This is a genomic window from Streptomyces sp. NPDC006261 (assembly GCF_040613515.1).
Classification (GTDB): Bacteria; Actinomycetota; Actinomycetes; order Streptomycetales; family Streptomycetaceae; genus Streptomyces.
The window spans coordinates 1-15,467 of record NZ_JBEXSI010000031.1 but is presented as its reverse complement, the minus strand read 5'-3'; the positions used below and the strand labels follow the sequence as shown (position 1 = coordinate 15,467).

At 71.3% G+C, this 15,467-nt stretch carries 11 protein-coding genes; 7 read left to right on the top strand and 4 right to left on the bottom strand.

The features are described from left to right. Positions 1–203 precede the first annotated feature (203 nt). Positions 204–2,312: a SpoIIE family protein phosphatase gene (locus ABZ154_RS21005; RefSeq protein WP_356834716.1), complete on the bottom strand. Its 2,109-nt coding sequence runs from the start codon at positions 2,310–2,312 to the stop codon at positions 204–206. 175 nt (positions 2,313–2,487) lie between these two features. On the opposite strand from ABZ154_RS21005, the gene aspS reads away from it, so the two are divergent. Together aspS and ABZ154_RS20995 are read left to right on the top strand one after the other, a co-directional pair. Further along, a complete protein-coding gene (gene aspS, locus ABZ154_RS21000) occupies positions 2,488–4,287 on the top strand; it encodes an aspartate--tRNA ligase (RefSeq protein ID WP_356834714.1) in 1,800 nt (599 codons plus the stop codon). 283 nt (positions 4,288–4,570) lie between these two features. Continuing rightward, positions 4,571–5,365, top strand: a complete 795-nt coding sequence (locus tag ABZ154_RS20995; RefSeq protein WP_356834712.1) for a L,D-transpeptidase family protein — start codon at positions 4,571–4,573, stop codon at positions 5,363–5,365. 73 nt (positions 5,366–5,438) lie between these two features. Here the strand turns inward: ABZ154_RS20995 and metG are convergent, their stop codons facing one another. Then, a complete protein-coding gene (gene metG, locus ABZ154_RS20990) occupies positions 5,439–7,052 on the bottom strand; it encodes a methionine--tRNA ligase (protein ID WP_356834710.1) in 1,614 nt (537 codons plus the stop codon). 183 nt (positions 7,053–7,235) lie between these two features. On the opposite strand from metG, the gene ABZ154_RS20985 reads away from it, so the two are divergent. Beyond that, positions 7,236–7,928: a response regulator transcription factor gene (locus ABZ154_RS20985; RefSeq protein WP_356834843.1), complete on the top strand. Its 693-nt coding sequence runs from the start codon at positions 7,236–7,238 to the stop codon at positions 7,926–7,928. After that, on the top strand, positions 7,925–9,226 hold the full coding sequence (locus tag ABZ154_RS20980) for a HAMP domain-containing sensor histidine kinase (protein ID WP_356834708.1): 1,302 nt from the start codon (positions 7,925–7,927) through the stop codon (positions 9,224–9,226). Before ABZ154_RS20985 ends, ABZ154_RS20980 begins: the two co-directional genes overlap by 4 nt. On the opposite strand, the gene ABZ154_RS20975 is transcribed toward ABZ154_RS20980, so the two are convergent. Then, the gene (locus ABZ154_RS20975) at positions 9,160–10,707 is read right to left on the bottom strand and encodes a VWA domain-containing protein (protein WP_356834706.1); all 1,548 of its coding nucleotides are present in this window, start codon (positions 10,705–10,707) and stop codon (positions 9,160–9,162) included. The genes ABZ154_RS20980 and ABZ154_RS20975 overlap by 67 nt on opposite strands. Before the next feature lie 293 nt (positions 10,708–11,000). On the opposite strand from ABZ154_RS20975, the gene ABZ154_RS20970 reads away from it, so the two are divergent. Both ABZ154_RS20970 and ABZ154_RS20965 read left to right on the top strand, forming a co-directional pair. Next, positions 11,001–13,070: a PhoX family protein gene (locus ABZ154_RS20970; protein WP_356834704.1), complete on the top strand. Its 2,070-nt coding sequence runs from the start codon at positions 11,001–11,003 to the stop codon at positions 13,068–13,070. A 329-nt stretch (positions 13,071–13,399) separates the two neighbouring features. Beyond that, positions 13,400–13,801 (top strand): S4 domain-containing protein, encoded by a 402-nt coding sequence (locus tag ABZ154_RS20965; protein ID WP_356834702.1) that lies wholly within the window; start codon positions 13,400–13,402, stop codon positions 13,799–13,801. Between the two features lie 87 nt (positions 13,802–13,888). Here the strand turns inward: ABZ154_RS20965 and ABZ154_RS20960 are convergent, their stop codons facing one another. Continuing rightward, positions 13,889–14,773: a hypothetical protein gene (locus ABZ154_RS20960; RefSeq protein WP_356834700.1), complete on the bottom strand. Its 885-nt coding sequence runs from the start codon at positions 14,771–14,773 to the stop codon at positions 13,889–13,891. A 118-nt stretch (positions 14,774–14,891) separates the two neighbouring features. Here ABZ154_RS20960 and ABZ154_RS20955 point away from each other — a divergent pair, with 118 nt between their 5' ends. Then, on the top strand, positions 14,892–15,299 hold the full coding sequence (locus ABZ154_RS20955) for a hypothetical protein (protein WP_356834698.1): 408 nt from the start codon (positions 14,892–14,894) through the stop codon (positions 15,297–15,299). The last annotated feature ends 168 nt before the right edge of the window (positions 15,300–15,467 follow it).

Genomic DNA, 15,467 nt, shown 5'->3' with positions numbered 1-15,467 from the left:
CCCGCGGTCGCGCACCGTGCTCGGGTGGGAGGGTGCCTGCTGCGGGCATGCTGCTCGCCGTCCCGATGTGCGCGGCGGCATTCGGCGTACTGGGCGAGCTGCGCCGACGTTCACGGGGCGGCGGCGGATCCAGCCCGTCCGGCGTTCGAGGACGGAACCGTTACGGGGGGGAGATCCCCGCAGCGATCAGGGCCCCGGGTTCCTCAGGGCGCCCCCGGCTCGGCCGACTCGTACAGCTCGAACCAGATCGACTTCCCCTCCCCCCGCGGATCCACCCCCCACGCGTCCGCCAGCATCTCCATCAGCACCAGCCCCCGCCCGCTGGACGCCATCTCCCCCGGCCGCCGCTTGTGCGGCAGCTCGTCGCTCGCGTCGGCCACCTCCACGCGCAGCCGCCGGTCCCCCCGCTCCCCGGAGACCTCCGCCAACATCAGCGCGTCGCCGTCCGTGTGAACCAGCACGTTGGTGGCCATCTCCGAAACCATCAGGACCGCCGAGTCGACCTGCTCGGGGTCCTTCCAGTCGTGCAGCAGCTCCCGTACGAGCTGCCGGCCCACCGAGATCCGCTCGGGCTCGGCCTGCGCGATGGTCAGGACGCTGCGGCGGGCCGGCGTCCGAGGCGCCCGCGTGCTCTCCCGTCGCAGCACCAGCACCGCGATGTCGTCCTCACGGCGGTCGGCGAGCGGACCGGTCGTGTAGTGCGAGGTCGGCCCGTGCACGGCCTGGACCAGCGCATCCGCCATCTGCTCCAGGTCCTCGGTGGGCTCCTCCAGGACCGGGCGCAGCCTGCCCCAGCCGGTGGCCATGTCGTGGCCGCCGGTCTCGATGAGGCCGTCCGTGCAGAACATGATCGTTTCGCCTGGTTCCAGGACGACCCGGGTGGTGGGGTAGTCGGAGTCCGTCTCGATGCCCAGCGGCAGCCCGCCGGCCGTCTGGCGGATCACCGCGGTGCCGTCGGCGCTCACCACCACCGGGTCGGGGTGGCCCGCGCGCGCGATGTCCAGGGTCCCGGTCTCCGGGTCCACCTCCGCGTACAGGCAGGTCGCGAAGCGCGGCGCGGAGGGCTCGCCGTCGCCCGCCACGCCCTCGTACGCGTCGGTCAGCCCGGCGAGGAAGCGCGAGGCCCGGGCGAGTACGGCGTCCGGTCGGTGCCCCTCGGAGGCGTACGCGCGCAGGGCGATGCGGAGCTGGCCCATGAGCCCCGCGGCCCGAACGTCATGGCCCTGGACATCGCCGATGACCAGGGCGATCCGGCCGTTGGGCAGCGGGATCATGTCGTACCAGTCGCCGCCCACCTGGAGTCCGCCGCCAGTCGGCACGTACCGCGCCGCCACCGTCATGCCGGGGATGTCCGGCCCCAGCGTCGGCATCATCGAGCGCTGGAGACCGAGTGAGAGCTCCCGTTCGGTCTCCGCGACCCCGGCCCGGGCCAGCGCCTGGGCGAGCATCCGGGCGACCGTGGAGAGCACCGCGCGCTCGTCGGGCGAGAACCCCACCGGATGCTGGAACCCGGCCATCCACGCGCCCATCGTGCGGCCGGAGGAGACCAGGGGCAGGAACGCCCAGGACTGCCGCCCGAAGCGCCGGGCCAGCGGCCAGGTGGCGGGGTAGCGGCGGCGGTACTCCTCGGGGGAGGGGAGGTAGATCGCGCGGCCGGTGCGGACGACCTCGGCGGCTGGGTAGTCGGTGTCCAGGGGCATATCGGTGAACGGGTCCTCGTCCGCCGCGCTCTGTCCGTGGTGGCCGATGATCGTCAGCCGCTCGCCGGCGGAGCCGAAGACCGCGAGCCCGTCCGGCGAGAACCCGGGCATGGAGAGGGACGCGGCGACCCGCAGCACCTCCTCCGTGGACCGGGCCTCCGCCAGTGCCCGCCCGGCATCCAGCAGGAACGCCTCCCGCGACCGGCGCCAGTCCCCGGTGATCGGTGTGTGGGGTCCGGCCGAGCCCAGTTGCGGCTCGGCGACCTCCTGGAGCGTGCCGATGAGCAGGTAGTTCTCCCTCTCTCCCTCCGCCGCTACCACCGGCTTGGAGCGGCTGCGTACCGTACGCAGCACCTTCCCCCGCTCGTCCACGATGCGCAGCCGGGCCTCGGCCAGGGTGCCCTCGGCGACGGCCAGGTTCACGACCCCGTAGATCTCGTTCCAGTCGACCGGGTGGAAACGGGAGCGCACCGCCGCCTCCCGGTAGCTGCCGGGCTCGGCGGGCAGGCCGAGCAGCCGGGCCGCCTCCGCGTCGAGCGTGACCGTGCCGGCTGCGTTGTCCCAGCGCCACAGGCCGGTCGCGATCGCGGCCAGGACTTCCTCGGTGCGCATTGCCCCACTTTAGGAAGATGTGCTATCCGTACGCCACCGAGGGGACGCCGAGTACGGGCACCTGGCGGAAGGCGGCGGGGAGGGGAGCGGCAAAGGGAAATGAAGAGGCCCGCCCCCGGGCGGTAGCCTGGGGAAGCTCATTCCACACCTAACCGCGAAGACTGGATGAACGACGATGCATCGGTACAGGTCCCACACCTGCGGTGAGCTCCGCGCCTCTGACGTCGGCACCGACGTCCGGCTGAGCGGCTGGCTGCACAATCGCCGAGACCTGGGTGGCATCCTCTTCATCGATCTGCGCGACCACTACGGTCTGGTGCAGCTCGTCGCCCGCCCCGGCACCCCCGGCAACGACGCCCTGGCGAAGCTGACCAAGGAGACCGTCGTGCGGATCGACGGCAAGGTCTCCGCGCGCGGTGCCGACAACGTCAACCCGGAGCTGCCGACCGGTGAGATCGAGATCGAGGTCAGCGAGGTCGAGGTGCTCGGCGAGGCCGGCCCGCTGCCCTTCACGATCAACACCGAGGACGGCGTCAACGAGGAGCGGCGCCTGGAGTACCGCTTCCTCGACCTGCGCCGCGAGCGCATGCACCGCAACATCCTGCTGCGCTCGGCCGTGATCGCCTCCATCCGCTCCAAGATGGTGGCCCTCGGCTTCAACGAGATGGCGACCCCGATCCTCACCGCGACCTCCCCCGAGGGCGCCCGTGACTTCGTCGTACCGTCCCGGCTGAACCCCGGCAAGTTCTACGCGCTGCCGCAGGCCCCGCAGCAGTTCAAGCAGCTGCTGATGATCTCGGGCTTCGACCGCTACTTCCAGATCGCACCCTGTTTCCGCGACGAGGACGCCCGCGCTGACCGCTCGCCGGGCGAGTTCTACCAGCTCGACGTCGAGATGTCGTTCGTCGAGCAGGAGGACGTCTTCCAGCCGATCGAGAAGCTGATGACCGAGCTCTTCACCGAGTTCGGCAACGGCCGCGAGGTCACCTCGCCGTTCCCGCGCATCCCCTTCCGCGAGTCGATGCTGAAGTACGGCAACGACAAGCCGGACCTGCGCGCCAAGCTGGAGCTCGTCGACATCTCGGACGTCTTCGCCGACTCCGGGTTCAAGGCGTTCGCCGGCAAGCACGTCCGCGCGCTGCCCGTCCCGGACACCGCGGGCCAGTCCCGCAAGTTCTTCGACGGCCTCGGTGAGTATGCCGTCGAGCACGGAGCCAAGGGCCTGGCCTGGGTGCGTGTGGGCGAGGACGGCACGCTGGCCGGGCCGATCGCCAAGTTCCTCACCGAGACCGACGTCAAGACGCTCACCGAGCGCCTCTCGCTGGTGCCGGGCCACGCCGTCTTCTTCGGCGCGGGCGAGTTCGACGAGGTCTCCAAGATCATGTCGGTCGTCCGGGTCGAGGCCGCCAAGCGCGCCGGCCACTTCGAGGAGGGCGTCTTCCGGTTCTGCTGGATCGTCGACTTCCCGATGTACGAGAAGGACGAGGAGAGCGGCAGGATCGACTTCTCGCACAACCCCTTCTCGATGCCCCAGGGCGGCCTCGCCGACCTGGAGGAGAAGGACCCGCTGGACATCCTCGCCTGGCAGTACGACATCGTCTGCAACGGCATCGAGCTGTCCTCGGGTGCCATCCGTAACCACGAGCCCGAGCTGATGCTCAAGGCCTTCGAGATCGCCGGGTACGACCGGGAGACCGTCGAGCACGAGTTCGCGGGCATGCTCCGCGCGTTCCGCCTCGGCGCCCCGCCGCACGGTGGCATCGCCCCGGGCGTCGACCGCATCGTGATGCTGCTCGCCGACGAGCCCAACATCCGCGAGACGATCGCCTTCCCGCTCAACGGCAACGCCCAGGACCTGATGATGGGCGCCCCCACCGAGCTGGACGAGTCCCGGCTGCGCGAGCTGAACATCCAGCTGCGCAAGCCGGTCGCCGCGAAGGGCGCGGGTGCGTCGGAGAAGCCTGCCGACCAGTAGTCCGTCCGGTCCCGCTCTGCGGACGTTTCACGTGAAACAGCCCCCGATCATCTGATCGGGGGCTGTTTTGTTGCGGGGGCGGCGGGGGCGGCGGGGGCGGCGGGGGCAGCACGGGCGGCACGGGCGGGAGGGGCGCGGGCGGCCGGGCGACGCCGTACAGCCGGATGGCCGCGGTTCGGATTCGGCGGCGCCGGGTGCGGCAAAGACTGGCACCGAGACACCCCTCTCGCGCCCCTTGCCGCCCCCGCCACGCCGTCCGCCGTCACCCGAGGAGCCCGCCACCGTGTCCGTCCCGCTCCGCCCGGCCGCCCTGCTCACCGCACCGCTCCTCGTCCTTGCCCTGCTGCTCACCGGCTGCGCCTCCTCCGGCGCCACCCCCGCCACCGCGCCCGTAGGAGCCCCGGGGCAGGGCGCCGCGGGCCCGGAGTCCGACGCCGCCTCCGTACTCCGCTCATCCCCCTCCCCCGAGGCGACGCCGAGCCCCGCGGAGATCCCGGGCCTCGGGCCGCGGACTCTCGCGGAGATCCCCGGGAAAGCCCGGCAGGCGTTCGTCGTCACCGGGGAGGACGAGGACGCCAACCGGTCCCGCGCGGTGCTGTACAGCCGCGAGGACCCCGCGGAGGGATGGGTCGCCGTCGCCGGTCCGTGGGACGCCCACAACGGCATGGACGGCTGGACCGACCACCATGTGGCGGGCGACCTGAGGTCCCCCAGGGGCGTCTACTCCCTCACCGACGCGGGCGGCCGCCTCCCCGACCCGGGCGCTCTGCTCCCGTACGACGAGCACCCGCGGTTCGCGGTGGACGGCGAGGGGTTCTTCGGGGAGCCCCTGGAAGGCTCCTTCGACTACGTCGTCGCGATCAACTACAACCGCACGGAGGGCGTCACCCCCCTGGACCGCACCCGCCCCCTCGGCCTCGAACGCGGCGGCGGCATCTGGATCCACGTCGACCACGGCGGCCCCACCCAGGGCTGCGTCTCCATCCCGGAGGAGCGCATGGAGGAGCTCCTGCGCACCCTGGACCCGGAGCTGAACCCGGTGATCGTGATGGGGGACGCGGAGACGCTGGGGCGGTGATCGGGCTTGCGTAGGCCAGGAGCCCGGGACCGGTGCTCGTGGTCCCGGGCTCCTGACGTACGTACGGCAGCGGTTAGGCCGGCTTCTCCTCCAGGCGCGGGAACAGCACCGCGCCCTTCGTCACCGTCGCGCCGACGGGCAGGATGCCCCAGGTGCCCGCGTCCTGGACCTTCTGGTCGGCCAGGGCGCCCAGGGACTCCTCGGCGCCCAGGGACTCCCACAGGCTCTGCGAGGTCTCCGGCATCACGGCGTTCAGCAGGACCGCGACGCCGCGCAGGGCCTCGGCGGCCGTGTACAGGATGGTCGCCAGGCGGGCCTGGCCCTCGGGGGTGGTGTCCTTGGCCACCTTCCAGGGCTCCTGCTCCGTGATGTAGCCGTTGACCTGCTTCACGAACTCGAAGACCGCCAGGATGCCGGACTGGAAGTCCAGCTCCTCGCCGATCTTCCGGTCGGCGGTCGCCACGGCCTTCGCCAGGCCCTCCTGCACGGCCCGCTCGGCGTCACCGGCGGCCGTGGCCTCCGGCAGCGCGCCGCCGAAGTACTTGCCGACCATGGCCGCCACGCGCGAGGCGAGGTTGCCGTAGTCGTTGGCCAGCTCGGAGGTGTAGCGGGCGGAGAAGTCCTCCCAGGAGAACGAGCCGTCGCTGCCGTACGCGATGGCCCGCAGGAAATACCAGCGGTACGCGTCCACGCCGAAGTGCGAGGTCAGGTCCTGCGGCTTGATGCCGGTCAGGTTCGACTTGGACATCTTCTCGCCGCCGACCATCAGCCAGCCGTTGGCGACGACCTTGCCGGGGAGCGGCAGGCCCTGCGCCATCAGCATCGCGGGCCAGATCACCGTGTGGAAGCGGAGGATGTCCTTGCCGATCAGGTGCACGTCCGCCGGGAACGTACCGTCGAACTTCTCCTGGTTGGCGCCGTAGCCCACGGCCGTCGCGTAGTTGAGCAGCGCGTCGATCCAGACGTAGATGACGTGCTTGTCGTCCCACGGGACCGGGACGCCCCAGTCGAAGGTGGAGCGCGAGATCGACAGGTCCTGAAGGCCCTGCTCGACGAAGTTCACGATCTCGTTGCGCGCCGACTCCGGCTGGATGAAGCCCGGGTTCGCCGCGTAGAACTCCAGGAGCTTCGGGCCGTACTCGCTCAGCTTGAAGAAGTAGTTCTCCTCCTTGAGGAGCTCCACCGGCTTCTTGTGGACCGGGCAGAGCTTCTGTCCGGCGAACTCGCCCTCGCCGTCGATCAGATCGCCGGGGAGCTTGTACTCCTCGCAGCCCACGCAGTACGGGCCTTCGTACCCGCCCTTGTAGATCTCGCCCTTGTCGTACAGGTCCTGCACGAACTCCTGCACACGGTCGGTGTGCCGCTTCTCCGTCGTCCGGATGAAGTCGTCGTTCGCGATGTTCAGATGCTCCCAGAGGGGCTTCCACGCCTCCTCGACGAGCTTGTCGCACCAAGCCTGCGGAGTGACGTCGTTCGCCTCGGCCGTGCGCATGATCTTCTGACCGTGCTCGTCCGTGCCGGTGAGGTACCACACCTTCTCGCCGCGCTGGCGGTGCCAGCGCGTGAGCACGTCGCCTGCGACGGTCGTGTAGGCGTGGCCCAGGTGAGGAGCGTCGTTGACGTAGTAGATGGGGGTCGAGACGTAGTACGCCGTCGCCCCCTGCTTCTCGGATCCAGTGGCCGCCATGGTCGAAATCCTAACGGCCCGTTCAAGATCTACTCACATCGATGAACAGGGGTCCTGCGCGCAGACGGAGTGGTGCCCTCCGGTGGAGAGCTTTGCGGAGAGTCCCTTCCCGTCATGGTTCCCGTGGGAAAGTCGCATCCTGGGAGGGAGCGAACAAGCGTGCACGAGGCAGGGGACATCACCATGCGGGTACTGGTCGCCGAGGACGAGGAGATCCTCGCGGAACTGGTCGCGACCGGGCTGCGCCGGGCCGGCTTCGCGGTCGACACCGTCTACAGCGGAGACGCGGCCCTCGCCTACCTCGGCTTGCACGACTACGACGTCGTTGTGCTCGACCGCGACCTCCCGCGCGTCCACGGCGACGACGTGGCCCGCCGTCTGGTCGCATCCGGCTCCCGCACCAGGATTCTGATGCTGACCGCGTCCGGCGCCATGGAGGACCGGGTCGCCGGGCTCGACCTCGGCGCCGACGATTACGTCAGCAAACCGTTCGAGTTTCCCGAGCTGGTCTCCCGGGTCCGCGCCCTGCGCCGGCGCAGCGCCAGACCCGTACCGCCCCAGCTGGAACGCCACGGCATCCGGCTCGACACCGTACGGCGCTCCGCGCTCCGCGACGGCCGGGAGCTGGATCTGTCGCCCAAGGAGTTCACCGTGCTGCAACTGCTGCTGGAGGCGGACGGGGGGACGGTCAGCGCGCAGGAGCTGCTGGAGCGGGCCTGGGACGCCAACGCCGATCCTTCGCCAAGCTCTCACCTGTCGTTCGAGCAGGGGAGGCCCCATACCGGTGCCGTACACGTCTGCGTGAGCAAACTCCGCGCCACGCTCGGTGAGCCCGCGCTGATCCGTACCGTCCAGGGCGTCGGGTACGCCCTGTGAAGCCGGCGGGGCGGTTCCGGCTGTGGCGGCCGGTGGGGGCGTCGAAGCTGTCGCACTCGACGATCAGGACGCGTATCGCCCTCGTGTACGGCGGGGTCTTTCTCGTGCTCGGCACGGCTCTGCTCGCCACCGTCAACGTGGCCTCCCGTGCCGGTACGGACTCCGAGGCGCGTGCCATCGCCTCCTCCGCCGTCGTCGTCCCGCCCGGGTACACCGTCAACGGCCCGTTCATCGCCCGCGGCTCGGTCGGCGCGCCCACTGTCTACGAACTGACCGACCACGTCAGTGACGCGGCGAGTAAGCAGCACATGTACTGGTCGGTCGCCGCGCTCCTGGTGATGACGGCGGGCGCGGTCGGCGTGGGATGGTGGATCGCGGGCCGGGTGCTGAGGCCCGTGCACGCGATGACGGCGAAGGCCCGCCGGCTCTCGGAGCGGACGCTGCACGAGCGGATCGGCTCCACCGGCCCCGACGACGAGCTGAAGGAGCTGGGCGAGACGCTGGACGCGCTGCTGGCCCGCCTGGAGAAGGCGTTCGACAGTCAGCGCCGGTTCATCGCGAACGCCTCGCACGAGCTGCGGACCCCGCTCGCCACCCAGCGCGCGGCGATCCAGGTGGGGCTGGACGACCCGACCCCCGAGGACCTCGTCCGCACCCGGCAGACGCTGCTGGACACCAACCGGCGCAGCGAGCGGCTCATAGAGGGGCTGCTCGTGCTGGCCCGCAGCGAACGGGGGCTGGCCGCAGACGAGCGCGAGGACGTCCGGTTCGACCGGGTGGTGGCCGAGGAGGCGGCCCGGCATCCGGGGATGAGGGGGGAGACGGGGCGACGTCCAGGGGCCTCTGCGGGTGAGGCAGGGCGCACTCCGGTCGTTGCCGTCGAGGTGGCGGCCTGCCCCGTGCGTGGCAACCGGCTGCTGCTTTCCCAGCTGGTGTCCAACCTGCTGGCCAACGCGGTCACGTACAACATGCCGGGCGGTTCGGTGGACGTCTCGCTGAGCGGCGACGGCGCCCTCGTGGTGCGTAACACCGGCCCGGTGGTCTCCGAGGCGGACATCGCGGGGTTCTTCGAGCCGTTCCGGCGGGGTGAGGGACGCGACCGGATGGGCCCGGGGTCGGGCCTCGGGCTGTCCATCGTGCGGTCCATCGCGGTGGCCCACGGCGGTACGGTCACGGCGGTACCGGGCCCGGAGGGCGGCGGTCTCGCCGTGACCGTACGGCTGCCGGTCGATCAGCCCGCGGAACGGGCCTCGCGCGCCGCGATCCAGGCCGGCAGCCCGGCGAGGATCTCCCGGTAGAGCTCGGCGTCCGCGACCTCGCGCGGGGCCGGGCCGGCGTGGAAGAAGGCGGCGTTGGGGGCGTCCAGCTTCCGCAGGAAGTCGAAGCCCTTCGCGTCCTGCTCGCCGAACGCGACGAACTGGAAGAACAGCGGCAGCCGCGCCGCGTCCGCCAGGGCCTGGCGGGCGAGCTGCTTGGCGTCCGGCGGGCCGTCCGTCTGGAAGATCACCAGAGCCGGACCGTCGGCCTGCGACTTCTCGTGGTGCGCCACGATCTCCTCGACCGCGCGGTGGTAGTTCGTCCGGCCGAGGCGCCCGAGGCCCGCGTTCAGCTCGTCGACGCGGCCCTCGTGGGCGGCCAGCTCGATCGTGCCGGTGCCGTCGATGTCGGTCGAGAAGAAGACGACGGGCACGGTGGCGTCGGCGTCCAGGTGGGCGGCGAGGGCCACGGTGCGGTCGCCGAGGTGCTGGGCGCTGCCGTCCTTGTAGAACGGCCGCATGGAGCCGGAGCGGTCGAGGACCAGGTAGACGCGGGCGCGGAGCCCGGTCAGCCCGTGTGCCTTGAGCGCCGCCTGCGCCGCCTTGTACGGGGCGACGAGCTGCGGCGCGTGCTGGGTGACGCGGGCGAGGGGGGTGGCGGGCTTGGCGGCGGGGGGCCTGGGGGTTGCCTCGGTGGCTGCCGGGGTTGCGGTGGGGGCAGCGGCTTCGTCGCCCTCGGTGGAGGCGGAGGCCGGCGGGGCGGCTTCCTGGGCGGGTGCTGCTTCCGTTTCCGGCTCCGGCGCCGTCGCTGCTGAGGGCACGGGCTCCGGGGCGGCCTCGGGGACGGCCTCGGCCTCGGGGGCCGCGACCGGCTCCGCTTCCGGCTCGGGGGCGGGCTCCGGGGCGAGATCGAGGTCGAGGTCGATCGTGATCGGGTCCGGCTCCGCGGCCGGTGCCGGTGTGGGCTCCTCGGCCTCTACGGGCTCGGCGACGGGCTCGTCCGCGTGGACGGGCTCGGCAGCCTTCACCGCTTCCGCGGCGGGCTCCTCGACCTTGACCGGCTCGACGACCGGCTCGGCGACGGGGTCGGTCTCCGCTGCGACGGGCTCGGCCGTGGGCTCCTCGACCTTGACCGACTCGACGACCGGCTCGACGACGGGTTCCCCGACGGGCTCGCTCACGGTCTCCGTCTTCGGCTCGACGACCGGCTCCGCGTCCGGGCCCGAGCCCTGTGCGGGGACGGTCGGCGAGGGGGAGGACGCGGCGGCCGCCTTGTCGAAGGCCGCGGCCACCAGGTCCGCGGCACCGGCGTCGCCGTCGGTGGTCGCGGTGCTCTTCGTGACGGGCGAAGCCGGGGCCGGGATCGAAGCCTTCGGCTCCGGGGTGGAGCCGGCCGCCGAAGTGGTCTCCGGCTCCGGCTCCGTGGACTGAGTGCGCTCGGCCTGGGGCGGGACGGTGGCCGTGGTCGGCTCGTCCTGCTCCGTGCGGCCGAACACCTTACGCAGCAAGCTCCGAATGCCCATGGGCGAGGCCTTTCGCATGAGTTGGGTGCGGGGAATGTCCGACCTGGGTGATTTCATCCCTGGCCAGGACGGATACGTAAGGTTAGCGGCCGGATCCGGCCGTTCGCCGGTCCGGCCCACCCCTGCGCCAACCGAGCCGAAACCGATCCCGGACCGAGTCCGGCGCGGTGCCCGCGTACGGCGTCAAAGGAACAGGGGTGGCCCGGACTTCACCCCCCGTTCACCGGGAGTCCCTCGGACCGCGTGCGGGCGCGCCTACCGTCACGCACGACACACCGACGGAGGGAATCCACGTGCGTAATCTGCTGCCGCTCATCAGCTCCCACCCGGGCGGGCGTTCCGCGCTGACCTGCCGCTTCCGCTGCGGGGACGCCTGCTTCAAGGAGACCCCGAACACCAGCGACAACGAGTACGCCGGCGACATCATCGCCCGTGCCGTCTCGCGCCGCTCGATGATGCGCGCAGCCGCCGTCGTGACGGTCGCCGCCGCAGCCGGGACGGCCGCGCTGACCGGCCCGAACGCTCCGCAGGCGGAGGCCGCCGCGCTCACCGGTCACGGGCACAAACCGGGTCCGCCCCACCAACCGGCTCCGTCCGGCGCCCGGGGCCTGCGGTTCTCGCCGGTCGCGCCAAACGAAAACGACAAGGTCACCGTCCCCGACGGGTACAGCCAGAACGTGGTGATCCGCTGGGGCGAGCCGATCCTGCGCGGGGCGCCCGCCTTCAACCCGGACAAGCAGTCCGCCAAGGCGCAGGCCGGCCAGTTCGGTTACAACAACGACTTCCTCTCGCTTCTCCCGCTCCGCGGTGAGCGCGGCCGTCAGGTCCTGGTCGCCAACCATGAGTACACGGACGAGATCCTCATGTTCCGCGGCTACGATCCGGCCAACCCGACGCGCGAGCAGGTGGAGATCGCCTGGGCCGCGCACGGACTCTCCGTGGTCGTCGTCCAGGAGGAGAACCGCACCGGCAAGCTCGGCCCGGTCAGCCGTCACCCGCTGAACCGCCGGCTCACCGCCACGAGTGAATTCCGGGTCACCGGACCGGCCGCGGGGAGCGCTCTGCTGCGTACGTCCGCCGACCGCACCGGCCGCAAGGTGCTCGGCACCCTCAACAACTGCGCGGGCGGTACGACTCCGTGGGGCACCACGCTGCACGGCGAGGAGAACTTCAACCAGTACTTCGCCAACGGCACCACCGACATGCACAAGCGCTACGGGATCGGTACCGGCGCCACCGAGCGCAAGTGGGAGCGGTTCGACTGGCGGTTCGACCTGGCGAAGGAGCCCAACGAGGCCAACCGCTTCGGCTGGGTCGTCGAACTCGACCCGTACGACCCGGACTCCACCCCGCGCAAGCGGACCGCGCTGGGCCGGTTCAAGCACGAGGCGGCCGAGCCCCGGTTGACGTCGGACGGGCGCCCGGTCGTTTACATGGGTGACGACGAGAAGTTCGACTACCTCTACAAGTTCGTCTCCAGCAAGCGGATGAAGAAGGGCACCTCGCGCGCCGCCCGCGAGCACAACCTGACGCTGCTGGACGAGGGCACTCTGTATGTCGCGAAGCTGACCGGCGACTCCCCGGCCGCCGAGATCGACGGAACCGGAAAACTGCCCACCGACGGCGAGTTCGACGGCAGCGGCGTCTGGATCCCGCTCGCCACCGGCACCACCTCGCACGTGCCCGGCATGACGGCCGAGGAGGTGTACGTCTACACGCGACTGGCCGGTGACAAGGTCGGCGCCACCAAGATGGACCGGCCCGAGGACGTCGAGCCCTCACCGCGCACCGGCCGGGTCTACGTGGCGCTCACCAACAACTCCGACCGCGGTAAGGAGGGCAAGGCCCCGGCGGACGAGGCCAACCCGCGCAACGGCAACAAGCACGGGCAGATCCTGGAGCTGGCGGAGAACTGGGACGACCCGACGAGCGACGGGTTCGCCTGGCGGCTCTTCCTCGTCGCGGGCGACCCGAACGACCCGGCGACGTACTTCGCCGGATTCCCCAAGGAAAGTGTCAGCCCCATCTCCTGCCCGGACAACGTGGCCTTCGACGCTCATGGCAACCTGTGGATCTCGACCGACGGCAACAAACTCGGTTCGCACGACGGCCTCTTCGGCGTCGCGACCCACGGCGACCGGCGCGGTGAGCTGAAGCAGTTCCTGACCGTCCCGACCGGTGCGGAAACCTGCGGGCCGGTCATCCAGGACCGCCGTGTCCTGGTGGCCGTCCAGCACCCGGGCGAGGTCGACGGCGCCTCGGTGGAGAAGCCGGCGAGCACCTGGCCCGACGGACCCGGGAAGATCGTCCGTCCCTCCGTCGTCGCGGTCTGGCGCCAGGACGGACGCGACATCGGTGTGTGACCCTGAGGTCGCATGACCATCAGGCCTGTGCCCAGCCGGTGCGGGCCTGATGGGCATCCCCCAAAAGCGCGCGTGAGGAGCGGAACCGGAGGCCTACGGTGAGTGGCCGATGTGGCCGATGTGGCCGATGTGTGCCCAGTGGTGCCGAGCACCGTGCACCGCACACGCTGACCAGGAAGGCTCCCCATGGGCCTCCCCTCGCGCAGCATCCGCCTCGCGGCCTGTGTCCTGGCGGCGGGGGCGCTCCGTTCCTGACGTTCTGACGTTCCTGACCGGTGCGGCCGGTAAAGGACGGCGTCCCAGCGTCCACCCGGACTAGAGTCGGACCCATGGTTTCCGGTGACGCGCCGCAGGCGGAGGGAAGCGTCCGGGTCGACGTGTGGATCTGGTCGGTCCGGCTGACGAAGACCCGCGCCCAGGCGGCCGCCGCCTGCCGGGCCGGCCATGTGAAGGTCGGTGGCGAGCGGGCCAAGCCCGCTCAGGCGGTCCGCGTCGGCGACGAGGTACGGCTCCGGCACGCGGGACGGGACAGGGTGGTCGTCGTCTCGAAGATCGTGAAGAAGCGGGTGGGCCCTCCGGTCGCCGCCGAGTGCTTCGTCGACAACAGCCCGCCCCCGCCGCCGCGCGAGCTCGCGATCCAGGTTCCGGTACGGGATCGGGGCACGGGCCGCCCGACCAAGCGCGACCGCCGCGAGATGGAGCGACTCCAGGGACGCCCGCCGGAGCTCTGAGCCAACCGGCGGCCCTCCGTGCGGGTTCTGTCCTGTTGTTTCACGTGAAACGTCTGTACGGGTGTTTCCCGTGAAACGTCGAGACGGTCACCCCCGCCGGGCTCTTTGATGCCCCGGCAGCACCCGAGCCACCACTGCCCCCACCAGCAGGACCGCCCCGATAGCCAGCACCACCCACACCGTGGTCCGCAGCGAGGCGGTGAGGGCGTCGACCACCGCGGCTGCCGCGTCCCGGTCGCTGTCCGGCACCTCGTCCAGCGCCCGGCTCCGCCCGACCGCCATCAGGATGCGGAGCACGATCGCCCCGAGGACGAACCCGGCGCCGACGGCCGCGGTCGCGGTCAGGGCGGCCCGGAGCCCGCCCCGTACCGTCGCGATGCCCACCACCAGCACGAGCAGGACCAGCGTGGCGATGGCCGGCCAGATGCTGCAGTAGCGCAGCCAGTGGAACGAATCCCTGAGGGTGTCCGCGCGGTCCGCCCCGATCACCGTGATCTCCGTCCGCTGGACGGGGATCTGGTCCGCGAAAGGCACGCCCTGGTTCACCAGATCCTGCTTGACCTGCCCGATCACCGGCTCCAGGTCGATGGTGACCGCCTCGCCGCTGTCGCCGTCCAGCGCGGCGGTGACGGCCTTGTGGGCGGTCCGGTTGGCGGTGTCCCAGGCGTTCGCGAAGGCCTCGGTGGAGGTGAAGGATCGCACGGTCCCGTGCAGGAAGTCCTGGACCGTGTCCTGGAGCGGGCCGAGGTCGATCTGCTCCATCGCCTTGTCGGTGATCAGGTCCGTGACGGTGCTCTGCACCGCCGGGTCGGACGAGAGCGGGGAGACGGCGGAAACATAGCGGTCGGTGTCGTCGATCTCCAGATCGACCCAGGCGGAGAGCGCGCTGAACGGCACCAGGACGGCGAGCAGGACGATCAGGAGGGCGGAGAGGGCCGCCGAGATCACCGAAGCCGTCGAGGAGGTGCGCACCCCTCCAGGGAATCCCGTGCGGAGCCGGACCGCTCAGGGCCGTACGCCGTTCGAGTTGCCGGGCCGGGCGGGCGGGTGTGCTCTGGAGGAACGGGGGCGAGGGAAGGAACTGTCCGCGATGGTCACACACGCAGCCATGCCCGGCCGGAAGCGGGCGCGCGCGCACGCCCGGCCCCGCAGTCTCACTCCGTACGCCGTGGCCGTGCCTCTGGCGCTCGGCATCATCTACGGGTTCTACGCCGCGTTCATCCGCCGCGACGGCGGGCCCAGCACAGGCGGGCAGGTCGTCCTGGGCCTCGTCTCCGGTGCGGCGGTGGCGGCCCTCTGCTTTGCACTGGGCCGGATCCAGCGGACGCTGCCGCGTGGGCTGCGGGCGCTTGCGTACGGCGCTCTGACCGCCTGCGCGGTCGGCTTCCTGGTGAGCCTGACGGATACCAGCGTGCTGCGGTCGACCGTGCTGGGGCTGGTGGTCGGCGTGGGTGTCTTCCTGACCACGTTCTACCTCTTCTACTCGCGGGAGCGCTGACCGCGGGGGCCGGTCGCGAGGGCCTTTCCAGCCGTGGACACCGCCCGCGGGCGCGGCCGCCAGATCGCATCTGGCCCAGCGACCGCAGCTCGGCGAGCACCTCGGCCTCGGTGCGCGCCCAGGGAAGGTTCAGGGCCTCCGCACTCTTGATCACGTCGGGCACCGCGG

What these genes read in the sequence shown, in the direction of transcription:
- ABZ154_RS21005 (WP_356834716.1), bottom strand. Translation starts at nt 2,312, where the DNA reads ATGCGCACCGAGGAAGTCCTGGCCGCGATCGCGACCGGCCTGTGGCGC.
- aspS (WP_356834714.1), top strand. Translation starts at nt 2,488, where the DNA reads ATGCATCGGTACAGGTCCCACACCTGCGGTGAGCTCCGCGCCTCTGAC.
- metG (WP_356834710.1), bottom strand. Translation starts at nt 7,052, where the DNA reads ATGGCGGCCACTGGATCCGAGAAGCAGGGGGCGACGGCGTACTACGTC.
- ABZ154_RS20985 (WP_356834843.1), top strand. Translation starts at nt 7,236, where the DNA reads ATGCGGGTACTGGTCGCCGAGGACGAGGAGATCCTCGCGGAACTGGTC.
- ABZ154_RS20975 (WP_356834706.1), bottom strand. Translation starts at nt 10,707, where the DNA reads ATGGGCATTCGGAGCTTGCTGCGTAAGGTGTTCGGCCGCACGGAGCAG.
- ABZ154_RS20965 (WP_356834702.1), top strand. Translation starts at nt 13,400, where the DNA reads ATGGTTTCCGGTGACGCGCCGCAGGCGGAGGGAAGCGTCCGGGTCGAC.
- ABZ154_RS20955 (WP_356834698.1), top strand. Translation starts at nt 14,892, where the DNA reads ATGGTCACACACGCAGCCATGCCCGGCCGGAAGCGGGCGCGCGCGCAC.